16 protein-coding genes are annotated in these 15294 nt (G+C 55.8%); 1 reads left to right on the forward strand and 15 read right to left on the reverse strand.

Annotated features, from left to right (window positions below; all coding sequences use genetic code 11):
• The 4 genes from A4E19_14895 to A4E19_14910 form a co-directional block, all read right to left on the reverse strand.
• Entirely contained in the window at nucleotides 1-1329 is a 1329-nt protein-coding gene (locus A4E19_14895) for a Fis family transcriptional regulator (protein ID OQW37016.1), read from the reverse strand.
• Between the two features lie 41 nt (nucleotides 1330-1370).
• Complete coding sequence (locus tag A4E19_14900) at nucleotides 1371-3065, reverse strand: hypothetical protein (protein ID OQW37017.1); 1695 nt, start codon at nucleotides 3063-3065, stop codon at nucleotides 1371-1373.
• A 154-nt stretch (nucleotides 3066-3219) separates the two neighbouring features.
• On the reverse strand, nucleotides 3220-4437 hold the full coding sequence (locus A4E19_14905; protein ID OQW37018.1) for a pilus assembly protein PilC: 1218 nt from the start codon (nucleotides 4435-4437) through the stop codon (nucleotides 3220-3222).
• 141 nt (nucleotides 4438-4578) lie between these two features.
• Nucleotides 4579-5121, reverse strand: coding sequence for a hypothetical protein (locus A4E19_14910; protein OQW37019.1), 543 nt, complete (start codon nucleotides 5119-5121; stop codon nucleotides 4579-4581).
• A gap of 174 nt (nucleotides 5122-5295) precedes the next feature.
• Here A4E19_14910 and A4E19_14915 point away from each other — a divergent pair, with 174 nt between their 5' ends.
• Nucleotides 5296-5595, forward strand: coding sequence for a hypothetical protein (locus A4E19_14915; protein ID OQW37020.1), 300 nt, complete (start codon nucleotides 5296-5298; stop codon nucleotides 5593-5595).
• On the opposite strand, the gene A4E19_14920 is transcribed toward A4E19_14915, so the two are convergent.
• From A4E19_14920 to A4E19_14970, 11 genes are all read right to left on the reverse strand, one after another.
• On the reverse strand, nucleotides 5592-6791 hold the full coding sequence (locus A4E19_14920) for a hypothetical protein (GenBank protein OQW37021.1): 1200 nt from the start codon (nucleotides 6789-6791) through the stop codon (nucleotides 5592-5594). The two genes, A4E19_14915 and A4E19_14920, sit on opposite strands and share 4 nt — an antisense overlap.
• 13 nt (nucleotides 6792-6804) lie before the next feature.
• Complete coding sequence (locus A4E19_14925; GenBank protein OQW37022.1) at nucleotides 6805-7317, reverse strand: hypothetical protein; 513 nt, start codon at nucleotides 7315-7317, stop codon at nucleotides 6805-6807.
• A 20-nt stretch (nucleotides 7318-7337) separates the two neighbouring features.
• Entirely contained in the window at nucleotides 7338-7634 is a 297-nt protein-coding gene (locus A4E19_14930; GenBank protein ID OQW37023.1) for a hypothetical protein, read from the reverse strand.
• A complete protein-coding gene (locus A4E19_14935; protein OQW37024.1) occupies nucleotides 7634-8452 on the reverse strand; it encodes a pyrroline-5-carboxylate reductase in 819 nt (272 codons plus the stop codon). Before A4E19_14935 ends, A4E19_14930 begins: the two co-directional genes overlap by 1 nt.
• Complete coding sequence (locus tag A4E19_14940; GenBank protein ID OQW37025.1) at nucleotides 8445-9155, reverse strand: hypothetical protein; 711 nt, start codon at nucleotides 9153-9155, stop codon at nucleotides 8445-8447. Before A4E19_14940 ends, A4E19_14935 begins: the two co-directional genes overlap by 8 nt.
• A 91-nt stretch (nucleotides 9156-9246) precedes the next feature.
• Nucleotides 9247-9987 (reverse strand): hypothetical protein, encoded by a 741-nt coding sequence (locus tag A4E19_14945; protein OQW37026.1) that lies wholly within the window; start codon nucleotides 9985-9987, stop codon nucleotides 9247-9249.
• 32 nt (nucleotides 9988-10019) lie between these two features.
• The gene (locus A4E19_14950; protein OQW37027.1) at nucleotides 10020-11216 is read right to left on the reverse strand and encodes a cell division protein FtsZ; all 1197 of its coding nucleotides are present in this window, start codon (nucleotides 11214-11216) and stop codon (nucleotides 10020-10022) included.
• A 63-nt stretch (nucleotides 11217-11279) separates the two neighbouring features.
• Nucleotides 11280-12512 (reverse strand): cell division protein FtsA, encoded by a 1233-nt coding sequence (locus A4E19_14955; GenBank protein OQW37028.1) that lies wholly within the window; start codon nucleotides 12510-12512, stop codon nucleotides 11280-11282.
• A gap of 5 nt (nucleotides 12513-12517) precedes the next feature.
• Nucleotides 12518-13375, reverse strand: a complete 858-nt coding sequence (locus tag A4E19_14960) for a hypothetical protein (protein ID OQW37029.1) — start codon at nucleotides 13373-13375, stop codon at nucleotides 12518-12520.
• Entirely contained in the window at nucleotides 13375-14355 is a 981-nt protein-coding gene (locus A4E19_14965) for a hypothetical protein (protein ID OQW37030.1), read from the reverse strand. The genes A4E19_14960 and A4E19_14965 overlap by 1 nt, the downstream gene beginning before the upstream one ends.
• Nucleotides 14356-14376: 21 nt before the next feature.
• Nucleotides 14377-15249, reverse strand: a complete 873-nt coding sequence (locus A4E19_14970; GenBank protein OQW37031.1) for a hypothetical protein — start codon at nucleotides 15247-15249, stop codon at nucleotides 14377-14379.
• Nucleotides 15250-15294 lie beyond the last annotated feature (45 nt).

Genomic DNA, 15294 nt, shown 5'->3' on the forward strand with positions numbered 1-15294 from the left:
CTAGTCACGACCTCCTTTTATAGCATACTTCTCCAAGCGGTACCGAAACGATCTGGTGTTGAGTCTGAGCATCCGGGCGGCCTTGTTCTTGACCCATTTCGATCGTTCAAGCGCTTTCAGCAACAGATCCTTCTCGATTCCGTTGATAAGTCCTTCAAGGTCCAACCCCTCGTCAGTCAGATCCATAGGCATTACCGGCTGCTGCGGCTGCACTGTGGACCGATGAAGCCATCCACGCACCTCGGCGTCAGTCACCGGTCCTTCAGTCGAAAATGCGACGACCCGTTCGATCAGATTCTCCAACTCACGAACATTGCCGCGCCATTCATGCTCCAGTAGGACGTGCATCGCCTCCGGGCTGATCACGGGCTTGGGCTTCCCGCTTTCCTTCGAAAAACGATCCAAAAAGTGATTGACCAGTAACGGAATATCACCGGTGCGCATGCGCAAAGGCGGAAGCCGGATAGGAATCACATCCAAACGGTAGTACAGGTCCTCTCGAAACGAACCGTCCGCCACTGCTCTCTCGAGATCCTTATTGGTAGCGGCCACCACTCGTACATCGACTTTGATGTCTTGGTTGCCGCCTACCCGTCGAAACTCCCGCTCTTGGATGACCCGGAGCAGCTTCACCTGAATCGTCGGAGTCGTATCGCCGATCTCGTCGAGGAAAATCGTTCCTCCGTTGGCGATCTCGAAAAGCCCCGCTTTATTGGAGATGGCTCCGGTGAATGATCCCTTCATGTGGCCGAACAACTCACTCTCCAGCAATGTTTCCGGGACTGCGCTGCAATTCACGGCCACAAAGGGGAGGGTACTTCTCGCACTGTTGTAATGAATCGCGCGTGCGACCAACTCTTTTCCCGTTCCACTTTCGCCGCAGATAAGGACATTGCTTTTGGAGTCAGCGACCTTCCGCACGACATCGAACACTTTTTGCATCGCCTCGCTCTGGCCGACCAGCTGCGCGAATGACGATTGACTCGCCATTTCCCGTTTGAGAAGCATGTTTTCGGTCGTAAGCCGTCGCTTCTCCAGTGCATTCCGAATGATCAACTGAACTTCGTCGACCTGGAACGGCTTCGTCAGATAGTCGTATGCCCCTTGTTTCATGGCTTCCACGGCGGAATCCGCCGTGGCAAAGGCCGTGATGATCAGCACGACCGTCTCCGGCGAAGCGGACTTGACGGCCTTGAGAACCTCCATGCCGTCGATTTTCGGCATCCGCAAATCGGTGATGACCAGATCAAAGATTTCTCGACTCAACAGCTCGATGGCTTCTTCACCGTCCATGGCAACGGTTACGGCGTATCCAGCCCGCTTGAGCATTATGCTCAACACATCACGCAAGCTTAGCTCGTCGTCAACGACTAGGATCTTTTCCACGGTTCTCTACCCTCGTGCCAAAGTCGCACCCCTGAATCAGCCGTACGAGGCAAGCACACTCCAAATCGTGTTCCTTGCCCTTCCTGACTTTCCACTTTGATCCATCCTCCGTGGAGGTCGACAATGCGATGCACCGCGGCCAGCCCCAATCCTGAGCCTCGCTTTTTGGTGGTAAAGAATGGCAGAAAAATTTTATCGAGATTCTTTCTCGGAATGCCTTCCCCCGTATCGTGGAACGAGACCTCAACCACCTCGGCCTTGCGCCCCGCGACATCGACCTTCCTGCACCCCGTTGCGATCGTCAATTGTCCGCCATTGGGCATGGCATCAAACGCATTGACCGCCAGATTCCAAAACACCTGTTTCATTTGATCCTGATCCACTTGTGCGAGCAACACCCCGGGACACGGTGCTGCCGCAATGGTAAGATTCCCTCTGGCTCGTGCTTCATGTTGTACCAGATCAAGAGTCTCAGCAAGGACTTTGTTTAAATCGTACTCCACCCGATTCAGTGCCGGTGGCCTGGCATATTGGAGAAACTCCGTGATGATGGCATCCAACCGGGTCGCCTCCCGAACCGCGATGTCCATGAGGCGTTGGCTGGTCTCATCGGCGTGGAGATCTTTTCGAAGCATTTGCATCGCGCCGGCCAGTGCTCCCAAAGGATTCCTGATTTCGTGCGCCATCCCTGCCGACATCTCTCCCAAGCTGGCCAACCATTCCTTTCGCCGCATTTCTTCTTCGAGGTCGCGGATCTGAGTCAGATCCTTGAACACTCCAACCAGTCCGGTTTTCTCTCCTCGCTCGTGCAACGGCGCAAGCGTCATGCCGAGAATTAATCGATTACCGTCGGACCGCTTGCACTCTACTTCAAATCGCATGTGGGCGAAGCCCCCTTGCATGGAATCGTCATCTTGCTGGCTGGGATGCCAGTTAAACACTTCGCGCCAGGGACGGCTTTGTACTTGCTCAAAACTGTAACCCGTCGCTTCCTGCGCCGCAGGGTTGAACGACGTAATCTGACCCTTTTCATCGGTCGTAAAGACGCCGCTGCTGATGCTGTGAACGATATTCTCATGGAATGCCTGGAGACGGCTCAGTCCCTGCTCCTTTTCGCGGAGCGCTTGATCTGCCAGCCGAAGCTGATCCGCAAGAGCGCCGCTCAGAAAACCGACGACCAAGAACGAGAGACTATAGACGCCGAATGCATGAAGCGTCTCGGCGGCGCTAAGGTCGGCACGAGGCAACCATCCCCATACTTCCGTGAGACCGTAAAGCTGCACATTGGTCAGAATCCCAAACAGAATGATGCAGAGGCTGGCCGTCAAGAGTCCCACACGTCGACGCGGGACCAAACTCGCGACCGTCACACTGATGACATATAGCACCGCAAACGGACTTTCAATTCCGCCGGTTCTGGCGATCAATACCGTCTCGACCAAGAAATCGATGGCAATCTGAGCCCAGGCGAATTGCACGAAAACATCAGGAGTAGTAAGCCATCGAAACAGGAACGCGTAGAGGATTGTGACCGCATACGTGAAGATGATCAGGGCATAGAATGTTTCAACTCGTTCGCCCTTGGTAACCTGAAACGCGAGGGACAGCCCTAACAGCAGAGTGACGATAACGACTCGCCACCCCATTAACCAGTAGATTCTGGTCTTAATATCGCCCATGGCCCCATGTCAGCGCGACGTGAATAGACGCATACCTGCGTTTATCGAGAAGTGGGGCATGAACTCATATCGAGGTAGGGTCAAATTGGATGCCAACAGCCAGAACCACCCCTTTCTTTATGCGGAGACCCTTCCAATCATTCCCATCCTTATGTCACGAGCTGATTGCCTGAGCCATTGTGAAGATAGGCAGATACATCGCCACCACGATAAATCCGATGACGACTCCCAGAAATACCATCATCATCGGTTCCAATAACGCCGTGAGCGAGGCTACGGCCTGGTCCACCTCATCCTCGTAGAAATCGGCAATTTTCCCTAACATGGCATCGAGCGCACCCGTTGATTCTCCGACCGCGATCATATGCGTCACCATCTTCGGAAAGACCTGACTCTTCGCCAGAGGCTCGGAAATCGTCTTGCCTCCACTGATGCTCACCCTGGCGTTCACAAGCGCTTCTTCGATGATTTTGTTACCCGACGTCTTCGCGCAAATCGTCAAGGCGTCCAACAGAGGAACACCGCTGGTGATAAGCGTCCCCAACGTCCTCGTGAACTTGGCCACCGATGCTTTTCGCACCAAGTCTCCGAACACGGGCAGCTTCAAGATAAACTTGTCGATCTGATACTTCCCATTGGCCGTTGCATAGTATTTTTTGAATGCCACGACTCCAAGAATCACCGCTGCAAGAACGATGTACCAACTCGACTGTGCGAAATTACTCATATCGATCACAAGCTGAGTCGGCCCGGGCAGCGCCATTTTTCCGCCGGACATATCTTTGAACATCTTTTCGAACACCGGAATCACGAAGATCATCAACACAGCGATCACGATGAACGCGATTCCCAAAATGGCCGACGGGTACACCATGGCACTTTTGATCTGGCCCTTCAATTTCATCGCTTTTTCGATATACTTTGAAAGCCGACCAAGAATGGTATCGAGCAACCCTCCGACTTCTCCCGCATGAACCATGTTGACATAGAGGTCGTCGAACACTTTGGGATGTTTGCGAAGAGCGTCTGAAAACGTTGACCCTCCCTCGACCTGCACCTTGATCTCACCCACGGATTTTCTCAGAGCGGCATTCTCAGATTGAGTCGACAGAATTTCTAAACATTGGATTAATGGCAAACCCGCATTGATCATGGTTCCGAATTGCCTGGTGAACACCACTAAATCCTTTTCGCTTACCCCGCCTCCCAGACTGAAGCTGAACCCTTCTTTGGCAGCCTTCTCTTCGAGACTCGTCACCACCACGCTCTGCTTGCGTAGCTGCTCCACGGCTTCATCTCGCGACTTGGCGACGAGTTCGCCTTTTTTCACCGCTCCGGATTTGCTTCGTCCGACATATGCAAAGGTGGCCATAGATTCTCGTCCTGTCGTGGCTGCCAGAACCGGTTAAGGAAAGGCTAAGGCTACGAAGCGAGTCTACTGGGGGGTTAATAACCTGTCAAAAACAATTGAATTATTTACCGAGCCGCAAACGAATGCTGAGGGAAGTGATCATCAGGCAAGCGGTGGAGCGACATTCGTGTCACGATACCCTCGATAGAGGTAATGAAACCCTGAGGCAAGGGTGAATCCAACCATCAGGACGACGAGCGGTGTGAGTAAGGAGCGGTCGATCCCACGCCATGCCCAAAAGACAATCAAGAAGACGTAGCTCAACTGAAGCAAGGTGGTTCCTTTCCCCAAGAATGTGGGAGTAACATTAATGGGCGTGCTCGTGACATGAGCCACTACGGTCCCCAGGAGGAGAATAATGTCCCGGCTCACGACCAAGATGACCAGCCAGGACGGCACTAGATGCAGCATCGCCAGCGAGATGAAACTCGACGTCAGCAGCAACTTGTCTGCTAATGGGTCCAGTAAGGTGCCCAATCGTGTCCGCTGGTTCAGTTTTCTCGCGAGATGACCGTCAATGGCATCCGTCAGTCCGGCGATAAGCAACGTCAGAAGCGCGAACCCATACGAGCCGTAGGTCATGAATCCTATATAGACCGGGATCAAGAGAATTCGAAGGATTGTGAGGCTATTGGGAATGTTCATGGAATGGAAGCTGGACAAGCCTCGGACTGACTGGAGCGATGCATCTTAGTAATCGACGCTACGCTTGTCAACGAGTTGCAGGCTGTACGGATGACCCTCTATAATTCAAGGACGTAGGTTTGAGCGCCAATTGTTATGTCGGAAGGATAAAGAAGCATGAGTACGCTACCACTGATGTTCAAGAAAGAAGGGTTGGTCGAGAAACATCAGCTTGAAGGAGTCGATCCAAGTGATCGATATTTCAACCGCACGATTCTGATCAACCGGGTTCAATCTGGATACTCAGCCAAGATTACGTATGAAGCGTTCGTTGTTGAGAGTCGGTCTCACCCGACCATCGCGGCGGCGGTGAAGGAATTAGTGGAGAAACTCCAAGACTCAGGGTTCACCCGCATGAGAACACGGCCTAACTTCAAGGGAACACGCTATCTCGCCGAAAAGGAAACATGGCTCGACTACCCTGACCGGGCTTAAGTCGCGCCGATGAATTCCTCATACACCAAGTCATGAAGCGCAGGGCGAAACTCTCGGATCGCTTCATTCCTGCTCGAGGGATGCACGCGATTGGAGAGCAAGACGACTTCTAATTTGTGCACAGGATCAATCCAGACGGAAGTCCCCGTATAGCCAAGATGGCCAAACGATCGGGCTGCAAAGTAACGTCCTGCTGAGGATGGTGCTGAAGGTGTATCCCACCCGAGCGCCCAGCTGGAGGATCCTTCCGGTTTCTGCCGCTGGATAAATCTTTGCACCATTGTCGGATCGAGGATGGTCGATCGGCCCTGATAGGCACGCAACCATTCCCCCGAGATCGTCAACACCGCGTCCGCAGTTCCAAATAGCCCGGCATGGCCGGCCTCGCCACCCAGAGCGGCTGCGTTCTGATCGTGCACTTCCCCGCGTAAGAGACGGCCTCGCCATTGATCGAACTCTGTCGGGGCCACACTTCCGACATTGCCTCCTACATCAGCGGAAACCGCAGGGTTCCGATCCGGCAGGATGAATCCGATTTTAGGCTTCCCGAGGGGGCGCACAATATGATCAAGGAAGTAGTCGTTCAGCGATTGGCGGCTGCTTCGCTCGACAATAAGACCGAGTAAGATGAAGCCAAGATCGCTATAGAGGCTGCGCGTATCCCGTTCATACACCGGTGCCTCAGACTGAATGAGGGCGAGTATAGCTTGTTTGGCCCTCTCTCGCTCTTCGGCAGACGAGGGAGTGGTGCCATCCGGACTAAGCCGTTCATAGAACCCACGCCAACCTGGCAGTCCAGACGAATGCGTCAGGAGATGACGAATCGTCGCTGTGCCGAGGAAGGCACCAGCACATTCCGAAAGATGGTCGGCCACGCGGTCATCAAGCCGACAACTGCCTTTCTGCATCAATAGAACAAGCGCCGTGACAGTCGCCAACGGTTTGGTGAGCGACGCCAGATCATAGATCGTGGATGCGCTCACGAGCGACCCTGGAGGAACGGTCGAAAGGAGACCGGCATGAAATCGAAAGACCGGCCTGTCTCCGTGCCGCACGGCCAAGACCGCCCCTGGGAACACCCCATCGGTAACGGCTTGATTGAGTGCTGTTTGGATGATACTGAGATCGGGCATCGGAATGATAATTGAGGGAGACCAGCAGAAGAAACGATCGAGCACTACCCAACGGGGCACCAATAACTGGAAAGGGTCAGCGGGTAGGGCTCGATTCTCCCTCCAGCTTTTCTTCCTGCATGACGCCGTGCTCCTGGTATGCTTCACTTGCTTCCACATCCAACATCCGCTCGAAGGTGTGGAGCGTTGCCCGCATCCGCTCAACCATGAGCAGCCGCTGTTTCTGCAACACTGAAAGGTCTCGTTGGGTGTTTCCCAGCTCGGCTCGCGCTTGTCGGAAAAGTTCGCTGGCTTTCAACTCCGCTTCTTTGACGATCAACTCGGCGTCGCGTTGCGCACTTCGTTTGACATCTTCGGCTAACGACTGCGCCGAGACCAAGGTGGTGGACAAGGTCGCCTCCGTTCGTTTCAGCTCGGCAACCTGCTGCTCAAGCGACAGAACTCGTTCACGCAACGTGGCATTGTCACGGTTCAGGAATTCGACGGTTTGTGCAATTTCTTCCAAAAAACGATTGACCTCTTCACGGTCATAGCCACGAAGCTTGACTTGAAAGACCATCTGTTGAATGTCGAGTGGTGTAATCTTCATGGCATCCCCCCTTGGTTGAATCAATTCATCCGTACCGCGAGATCCTTAATCGACTGTACGACCGCGATCTGCACAAACCAGATGGCCACGATGACGATCAAGGGCGACACATCCACGCCCATACTCCAACCCAATCGCCGTCGGATCGGGGCCAACACCGGTTCGGTGACGCGAGTCAAGAATTGAACGATCGGATTCCACGGATCCGGATTCACCCAAGAAATCAGCGCTCGAGCGATGATAATCCACGTATAGAACGTCAGTGTATAGTCTAGCACCGTAGCGACCGCTAACAGCGTATTTCCGACCACAAACATCAGCTTCCAAGCTCCTGTGACCGTTTCGTGGCGGCCTCGATGGCGTCGATCAGCACGGCCCGGAGGCCTCCCTCTTCCAGCCGATGCAACCCGGCTATCGTCGTTCCGGCTGGAGATGCCACCTGGTCTTTTAGTTGAGCAGGATGCTGTCCGGTTTCTAAGACCATCCGTGCCGCACCTAAAACGGTCTGCGCCGCGAGGAGACTGGCCGTCTCCCGTGGCAACCCCATCTTGACGCCGCCATCCGCCATTGCTTCTATCATGAGAAAAACGTACGCCGGCCCGCTTCCGCTCATCCCAGTCACGGCATCCATGAGACGCTCGTCGACGGGCACGACCCGGCCGACAGATTCAAAGATCCGCCTCGCACATGCCATTTCATGTTCTCCTACTCCCGGACCAATCGCCATGGCCGTCATCCCTTCGCCGACCATCGCCGGGGTATTCGGCATCGCGCGAATCACACGGGCTTGCGGCCCACAAGCCTCAATCATCCGGCTGAGCCGAACTCCGGCCGCCACCGAAATCACAAGTCGTGTTGCCAATACATGTCCGATCTCTTTGAGGACGTCGGCCATGACTTGAGGCTTCACCGCCAGCACGGCGATGTCGCTGGACGCCACCGTCTCCTGATTCCCGGCACCAACCTGAACCCCGTACTGCCTTTTGAGATGATCAAGTCTGGCTGCATCTGGATCAGCCACCTGAATCCCCTCGGGCCTAGCGAGCCCGGAAGAGAGGATTCCACTGATCAATGCTTCCGCCATTCGGCCACCACCCACAAAGGCAACTTTTTGTGTGAGCGCCGGACTAGACATGGCGTGCTCCAAAGATGGCGGTGCCAACACGGACCAGTGTCGCCCCTTCCTCAATGGCCACTTCATAATCGTTGGACATTCCCATCGACAATTCGTCCATCCTCACGCTTCGTAAATCTAATGCCGCGACCTGCTTGGCGAGATCATGGAGTCTGCGGAAATACGGCCTCGTCACATTTGGGTCGGTGCTCAACGGAGGGATTGCCATCAAGCCCTTGATACAGACATGAGAAAGCTGCGCCATCTTTGATATCGATCCTACAAGATCATCGGGGTGAAACCCCGCCTTCGTCGGCTCTCTTCCAATATTCACTTCCAACAGAACATCTTGCCGCCGGTCGGCCTCTCCGGCACGGCGATCGATTTCTTGCGCCAAATCGAGACTATCCACCGAATGAATCAAATCGAATACACCAATGATGGACCGCACCTTCCTTCGCTGTAATTGCCCGATAAAATGCCAGTAAACCGGTGTCCGGGTGAAGGCGGCTATTTTGGGAAGCGCTTCCTGCACACGATTTTCTCCCAGGATGGACAATCCGGCACGGACACCTTCGGCAATGCGTTCGAGCGTCACCGTCTTCGTCGCGGCCACGAGCCGCACAGTACCGCTGGGACGCCCTGCTTTTTCTTCAGCCGATCGAATCTTCGCCAGAACCGATTGGACACGTTGCGCTATGGCTTCTTGGATGAGCGGTTCCATCGTTCTCTCACACAAACCCCGGCCGCTCATTCAGCGAACCGTCATTTTCCCCCATTGTAGCGGAAGAACCTCAGAATTGGCAGAGTCTGACTTATCGTCTCATCGACAACCCGATGGCACTGACCATCGTACCGTTGACTTTGCCTTCCCGCCGATAGGAGAAAAAGAGGTCTTCGTGACAAATCGTGCACAAGTTGACGCTCGTGATGGAGTTCGGAGCCGCTCCGTGGGCGCACGCCTGTTCTTTGACGAGCGCTTTTAGATCAAGGTGTGTTCGTCCGCCTTCCCTCGTCTGAACCACCTTCTTCCACTCCGGAAATTCCCGGCTCAGGCGATCGAGAACCGGCTCATCTACTTCATAGCAGCACACGCCGGCGGATGGACCGATACTGATCCGGACATCACCGAGACAGGAACCAAATTGAGATTGCAAGAGCGCCAGAGTCTTGGGGACAATGCCGGACACGGCTCCACGCCAGCCGGCATGGACGGCGGCCACAACCCTCCGATTGGGGTCATGTATCAGGATCGGAACACAATCGGCCGTTCGCACCGCCACCATGACTCCGGGCTGATCCGTCACCAAGGCATCCCATCCGCCCACAAATCGGTCTGTTGAAGCCAGGGCACGATCCACGACCAGCGCCTCCGTTCCATGGACTTGCTTCACCGACAGCGTCCAGGAAGATGCTGCCGTGCCCGCAATGCCCTTCTTGGGAATCCCCGCTTCAAGGCCAAGGCTCTGGGCATGCCGCCGGGTCCCGAAAAAATGGCGAACCTTACATCCGGCATCCGCGAACGCTGGCATGGTAATCACCGATGCGTTTGTCATACTCACGTTCGGCACCTCAGCATGCGGAATGATCAATCAGTTTGTTTTCGAAGAAACGTCGGCACATCCCATTCATCTTCCGCGGTCAACACCGCCCGGTCCATCGACTCACGCGCGTCGTTCATTCTTCTCAAAAACGTAGGACGATCGAGGTCTTTCATCGGCCGATCGGCTGCCAGAGACGCACCTACGCCTGCCAACATGGAAGGGACCGGCTTAGCGGGTCGATGGGATGCTCTATCGGATCCCATTCCCGAGGATGCAGAATCCTCTTCTCGCTCAAACCCGGTCGCGATCACGGTAATGATGAGCTCCTCGCCCATGTCCGGGTTGATCACTTGACCGACGATGATGTTGGCCTCGGGATCGGCCGTCTGTTGGATAATCGAAGCGGCTTCTTCGATCTCGTGCAAGGACATGCTGGGGCCCCCCGTGATGTTCAGGAGCACGCCACGGGCCCCCTCGACACTTCCTTCTTCAAGGAGAGGGCTGCACATCGCTTTTTGGGCCGCTTCAATCGCTCGATTCGGCCCGTAGGACACGCCCATGCCCATGACCGCCCGTCCGGTGTGTGACATCACGGTGCGGACGTCGGCGAAGTCCACGTTGACATGTCCCGTCGTTGTAATGACGTCGGCAATGCCTTGGATCGCCTGCCGCAACACGTCATCCGCGACTTTGAACGCTTCGAGGAGCGGGGTCGATTTATCGACGATTCCCAGGAGCCGCTGATTCGGGATCACGAGCAATGTATCGACGTGCCGACGCAAGTCGCGGATTCCTTCCTCCGCGTGCTTGTGTCGTCGTTGGCCTTCGTACTGAAACGGTTTCGTGACGACTCCGACCGTGAGGATGCCCATTTCACGGGCGATGCTGGCCACAATAGGGGCGGCTCCGGTACCGGTTCCTCCCCCCATCCCGGCCGTGACAAACACCATGTCGGCCCCTTCCAGACATTCTCGGATGTGCTCCTTGCTCTCAAGCGCCGCATCTCGGCCGATCTCCGGTTTGGCCCCGGCGCCCAATCCCCGGGTTCGCTCCGGACCCAGTTGGATCTTATAGGGTGCCAAGGACCGATCAAGCGCCTGGAGATCCGTGTTGGCCGAGATAAAATCCACCCGTGCGAGTCCGGAGGTGATCATCGTGTTGATCGCGTTGCATCCAGCACCACCGATTCCGATCACCTTAATGCGGACCGGTGACAGCATATCTTCTTGAAATGAGAACATTGGAGCACCTCCTCACAGCGCCTCGCACGACGACCCACCTGCCGCCCGCAAGGGTTTTAAAGGTTAAAAGACCTCCAACACCCGCTTCGTCCACCTACGCATTCTTTCCCAGGTTCCCCCATTGCGAAGCCCGGCCGTTTCTAACTCATCGACATGTCGCCGGCCGTGTATCAGCAGACCGACGCCGGTGGAATGGCTGGGATGGCCGACAATATCGCGTAATCCTCCAATGCCGGATGGTATGCCTCGGCGTGCCGGCAAGTTCAACACCCTCTCGGCGGCATCGGGCATGCCGTCCAACAAGGACGTGCCGCCCGTAATGACCACACCGGCCCCCAGCATCCCTTCATAGCCGGCGCGCACGATTTCCCTGCGCACGAGCTCAAACATCTCATCGACTCGCGGCTCCAAGATTTCGGCGATGTCCCGTCGGGAAAATGTTCGAGCCGGCCGATCTCCAACCGACGGCACTTCGACGACCTGATGCCCGGTCACCAGCTCAGTCCTGGCAATGCCGTACTGGGTCTTGATTTTCTCCGCCTCAGTCTGTGAGGTGAGAAGGCCGATCGCCAAGTCCTTCGTCAAGTTTTGTCCGCCGATGGGAAGGACCGCCGAGTGCCGGATGCTCCCGTCCAGGAAAATGGCGAGATCCGTTGTCCCTCCTCCCAGGTCCACCATCGCCACGCCGAGTTCCCGCTCCTCTTGGCTCAACACCGCCTCGCTGGACGCCAGGGGCTGGAGAATGATGTCGACCACATCGAGTCCGGCTCGATTGACGCTCTTCACGATGTTTTGGGCGGAGGTCACGGCGCCGGTGATGACATGGACATTAACCTCCAAGCGGTTACCCGATAGGCCCAATGGTTCGCGGACCCCCTCCTGCCCATCCACCATGAACTCCCGCGGTAACACGTGAAGAATCCGACGTTCATGGGGAATCACGGCAAGAGTACGAGCGCTTTCGATGGCCCGGTGGATATCTTCACGAGTCACCTCGGCCCGTTTCAACGCCACAACTCCTTTGCAGTTTTCGGCGGAAATGTGGCTGCCTGCGATGCCGGTGTAGACCGAATTGATCTGGACCGCCGCCATCAACTCCGCTTCTTCGACCGCTTTTTTGATGGATTCGACGGTACTTTCGATATCAACGACGACTCCCTTGCGTAAGCCGCGGGATGGGCTCGATCCGACGCCGATGATGCTGAGCCCTCCGGCGTCGGTCATCTCGGCCACGATCGCACAAATCTTCGTGGTTCCGATGTCGAGTCCGACCAGAATTTGATCCCGTTTCGGCATCGCAATTACCCCCCTTCCCGTACGATGATTCGATTCTCGTACCGGAGGTCCACTTCGCTCACTCCCTGCCCACGACCGTCAAAGTTCAGAGTCTTTATTGTCGGTTTGACGCGTTGGAACCGTTTCCACTGCTCTCCGATCGCTTCCTCCCCGAATTGGAATCGCACACCCTGCACGAATGCGACGAGGTTTACAGGATTTTCGGCATTCACGTGCGGTCGGCCTTTAAACGTTTGCCCCAGCAATTCTGCAAGCTCGATGCCCGACGCGACGATTTTCTTCACCGACTCAGTCCCTTCTAACAAACGCCTGCTGTCAATCCCCGTCACGAGAGGCAACGCATCATCATCGGTCTGACCGAGCCTGGTCAGCACATGCCCTTCCCCGTCGGTCAGAAAATTTTGGGCATCGGCACGAACGACGGCGGCAGGGACCCGCTCGACCAGGGATATGTGTAACTCATGAAACGGCACACGAGTCACTTCGACCTCTTTGACCCAGGGATGAGACTCCAGCTGCTCCTTTATCACTTTTGTGACGATATGATGGAGTCCGGTGCCCGGCTTCACCTGTGCCAGGTCGAGCACGCTCTGTTTATCGATGTGGCGGAGTCCCTCGACCGAGATGATTTTGATCTCCAACAACGTTTGCAGCGCAGGCCCTGAATATTTCACGCCCATGACGATGAGCCCTATCACGAATATCAGGCCAATCGTCACACCGGCCAATCGGGCAAGAGCCTTTCGTCTGGCTCTTTTAGCCCTGCTGCTCTCCTTGACCGCTCGCTCTCCGTGCGGATCCTTCCACTGATTCTTTCGTGGCTCCGCCGGTGGAGGTCGCCGCCTTCTCCCCAAGAATCGCATCACTCACCCTTTCGGGACACCCGTGCAAAGCGACTCGCACGATCGAGTGCCGACTGTAAAATCCGTTCCACTAAATCGTCATAGGCAATTCCCGCCTGAGCCGCAGCCATAGGCAGCAGACTCGTCTCCGTCATCCCAGGAACCGTATTGATCTCCAGCACATAGGGCCGGCCTCTCGGAGTGATACGAAAATCGACACGAGCCGCTCCCTCGCACCCCAGCACCTCGTAGGATCGTCTCGCCAATTCACTGATGTGACGAACCACCTTGGGAGGAAGCGGAGCAGGGCAAAGATACCGAGTCCTCCCCTTTTGGTACTTGGCCGAGAAGTCGTAAAAACCATCGGGTGCCACGATCTCAATGGGAGGGAGAACAGTGAGACCTTCCGCCGCTGTTCCCAGGATGGAAAGGGTCGCTTCATGTCCGGGAATGTAACTCTCAACCATGGCTTCCGGATCATACCGATGTGCAAGGGCGAGGGCGTCCTTCCACTGGCCGCGACGACGGACGATCGTCACCCCGATCGTAGAACCCTGGGAAACCGGTTTGACCACGATCGGTAATTTCAGTTTTGTTTGTCTCAGAACCTTGGCGAGCGACAGTCCGTCGCATTCCCGCACAACGGTTCCGGCCGGGAGCGGAATACCATGTGCGGCTAACAACGTTTTAGTGGCCGCCTTATGCATACCCACCGCGCTCGCCCGCACACCGGATCCCGTGTACGGAATACCCAACGTCTCGAGAAATCCCTGGACGATACCATCCTCACCGCCCGATCCATGCAGGGAGAGAAAGGCAATGGCGACTTTCTGATCCTCCAAATCACGATGCAGATGATCGGTGACATCGATGGCCACCGCATCGTATCCTCGGCGAATCAGCGCCTGATGGACGGCCTGACCGGTCTTCAGTGAAATGTCTCGTTCCGAAGAACGTCCTCCCATGAGCACGCCGATCCGGGCATTTGTTAGTCGACCCATGGTAACGACGATTCCCTTTCGCTACGCTTCACCCACGACCTTCAATTCCAGTTCTAATTTAATCCCCATCTTTCTGACAATTTGAGCGCGCACCCTCTTGATCAGTGAAAGCACGTCAGTGGCACTGGCATGCCCTTGGTTCACGATAAAATTGGCATGCTTGGTCGACACCTGTGCATCACCGACCGAGAGTCCTTTGAGTCCTGCCGCTTCAACGACTCGTCCGGCCGAGTCGTTCCGCGGATTCTTGAACACACAGCCGGCGCTCGGTAATGTAAGCGGCTGCGTATCACGGCGGTAATGGAGATAGTCTTTCACGACCTTTTCGATATCCGCCCGCACTCCCGGCCTCAGCTGCATCCATACTCCGACCACAACCCCGGATGGCATGGTGGCTCGACGATATCCAAATTCGATCGCTTTCGACGGACAGTCGATGAGGGCGCCTTCCGGCGACACAATCCGAACGGCTTTCACCGAGTCCTTCATTTCACCCAGTCGTGTCCCTGCGTTCATCACGACACAGCCTGCGACAGTACCGGGAATACCGGCCGCCCACTCCAACCCCGCCAAAGACCGGCGCATGGCGTGGCCGATGAGCGTCGGCATGCCGACGCCTCCTTCGGCGTACAGTACGGCTCCCGGTTCTTCCTTGATTGCGCGCAACTTTGCCAAACTGACCACCACGCCTCGAATGCCTTTGTCCCGCACGAGGAGATTGGTGCCGCCCAACACAAAAAGCGGCAGTTTCTGTTCGTGCGCCTGCTTGGCCAGACGAACGACATCCTCCACATCTGCCGGCTCCACCAATACATCGGCCGGACCGCCGATACGGAACGACGTATACTCTTTAAGCGGGGCATTGAAACGAACCTCTCCTCGAACGCCGGCCACGGCAGACTCTAGTCTGCATGGTGTCCGCATTGATCGTCCCTTCGT

The organism is Nitrospira sp. SG-bin1 (assembly GCA_002083365.1).
GTDB lineage: Bacteria > Nitrospirota > Nitrospiria > Nitrospirales > Nitrospiraceae > Nitrospira_D.

Coding starts and splice junctions, on each gene's coding strand:
- A4E19_14925 (OQW37022.1), bottom strand. CDS start 7,317: ATGAAGATTACACCACTCGACATTCAACAGATGGTCTTTCAAGTCAAG.
- A4E19_14930 (OQW37023.1), bottom strand. CDS start 7,634: ATGTTTGTGGTCGGAAATACGCTGTTAGCGGTCGCTACGGTGCTAGAC.
- A4E19_14935 (OQW37024.1), bottom strand. CDS start 8,452: ATGTCTAGTCCGGCGCTCACACAAAAAGTTGCCTTTGTGGGTGGTGGC.
- A4E19_14900 (OQW37017.1), bottom strand. CDS start 3,065: ATGGGCGATATTAAGACCAGAATCTACTGGTTAATGGGGTGGCGAGTC.
- A4E19_14915 (OQW37020.1), top strand. CDS start 5,296: ATGTTCAAGAAAGAAGGGTTGGTCGAGAAACATCAGCTTGAAGGAGTC.
- A4E19_14905 (OQW37018.1), bottom strand. CDS start 4,437: ATGGCCACCTTTGCATATGTCGGACGAAGCAAATCCGGAGCGGTGAAA.
- A4E19_14910 (OQW37019.1), bottom strand. CDS start 5,121: ATGAACATTCCCAATAGCCTCACAATCCTTCGAATTCTCTTGATCCCG.
- A4E19_14955 (OQW37028.1), bottom strand. CDS start 12,512: ATGCCGAAACGGGATCAAATTCTGGTCGGACTCGACATCGGAACCACG.
- A4E19_14945 (OQW37026.1), bottom strand. CDS start 9,987: ATGACAAACGCATCGGTGATTACCATGCCAGCGTTCGCGGATGCCGGA.
- A4E19_14960 (OQW37029.1), bottom strand. CDS start 13,375: ATGCGATTCTTGGGGAGAAGGCGGCGACCTCCACCGGCGGAGCCACGA.
- A4E19_14950 (OQW37027.1), bottom strand. CDS start 11,216: ATGTTCTCATTTCAAGAAGATATGCTGTCACCGGTCCGCATTAAGGTG.
- A4E19_14895 (OQW37016.1), bottom strand. CDS start 1,329: ATGCTCAAGCGGGCTGGATACGCCGTAACCGTTGCCATGGACGGTGAA.
- A4E19_14965 (OQW37030.1), bottom strand. CDS start 14,355: ATGGGTCGACTAACAAATGCCCGGATCGGCGTGCTCATGGGAGGACGT.
- A4E19_14940 (OQW37025.1), bottom strand. CDS start 9,155: ATGGAACCGCTCATCCAAGAAGCCATAGCGCAACGTGTCCAATCGGTT.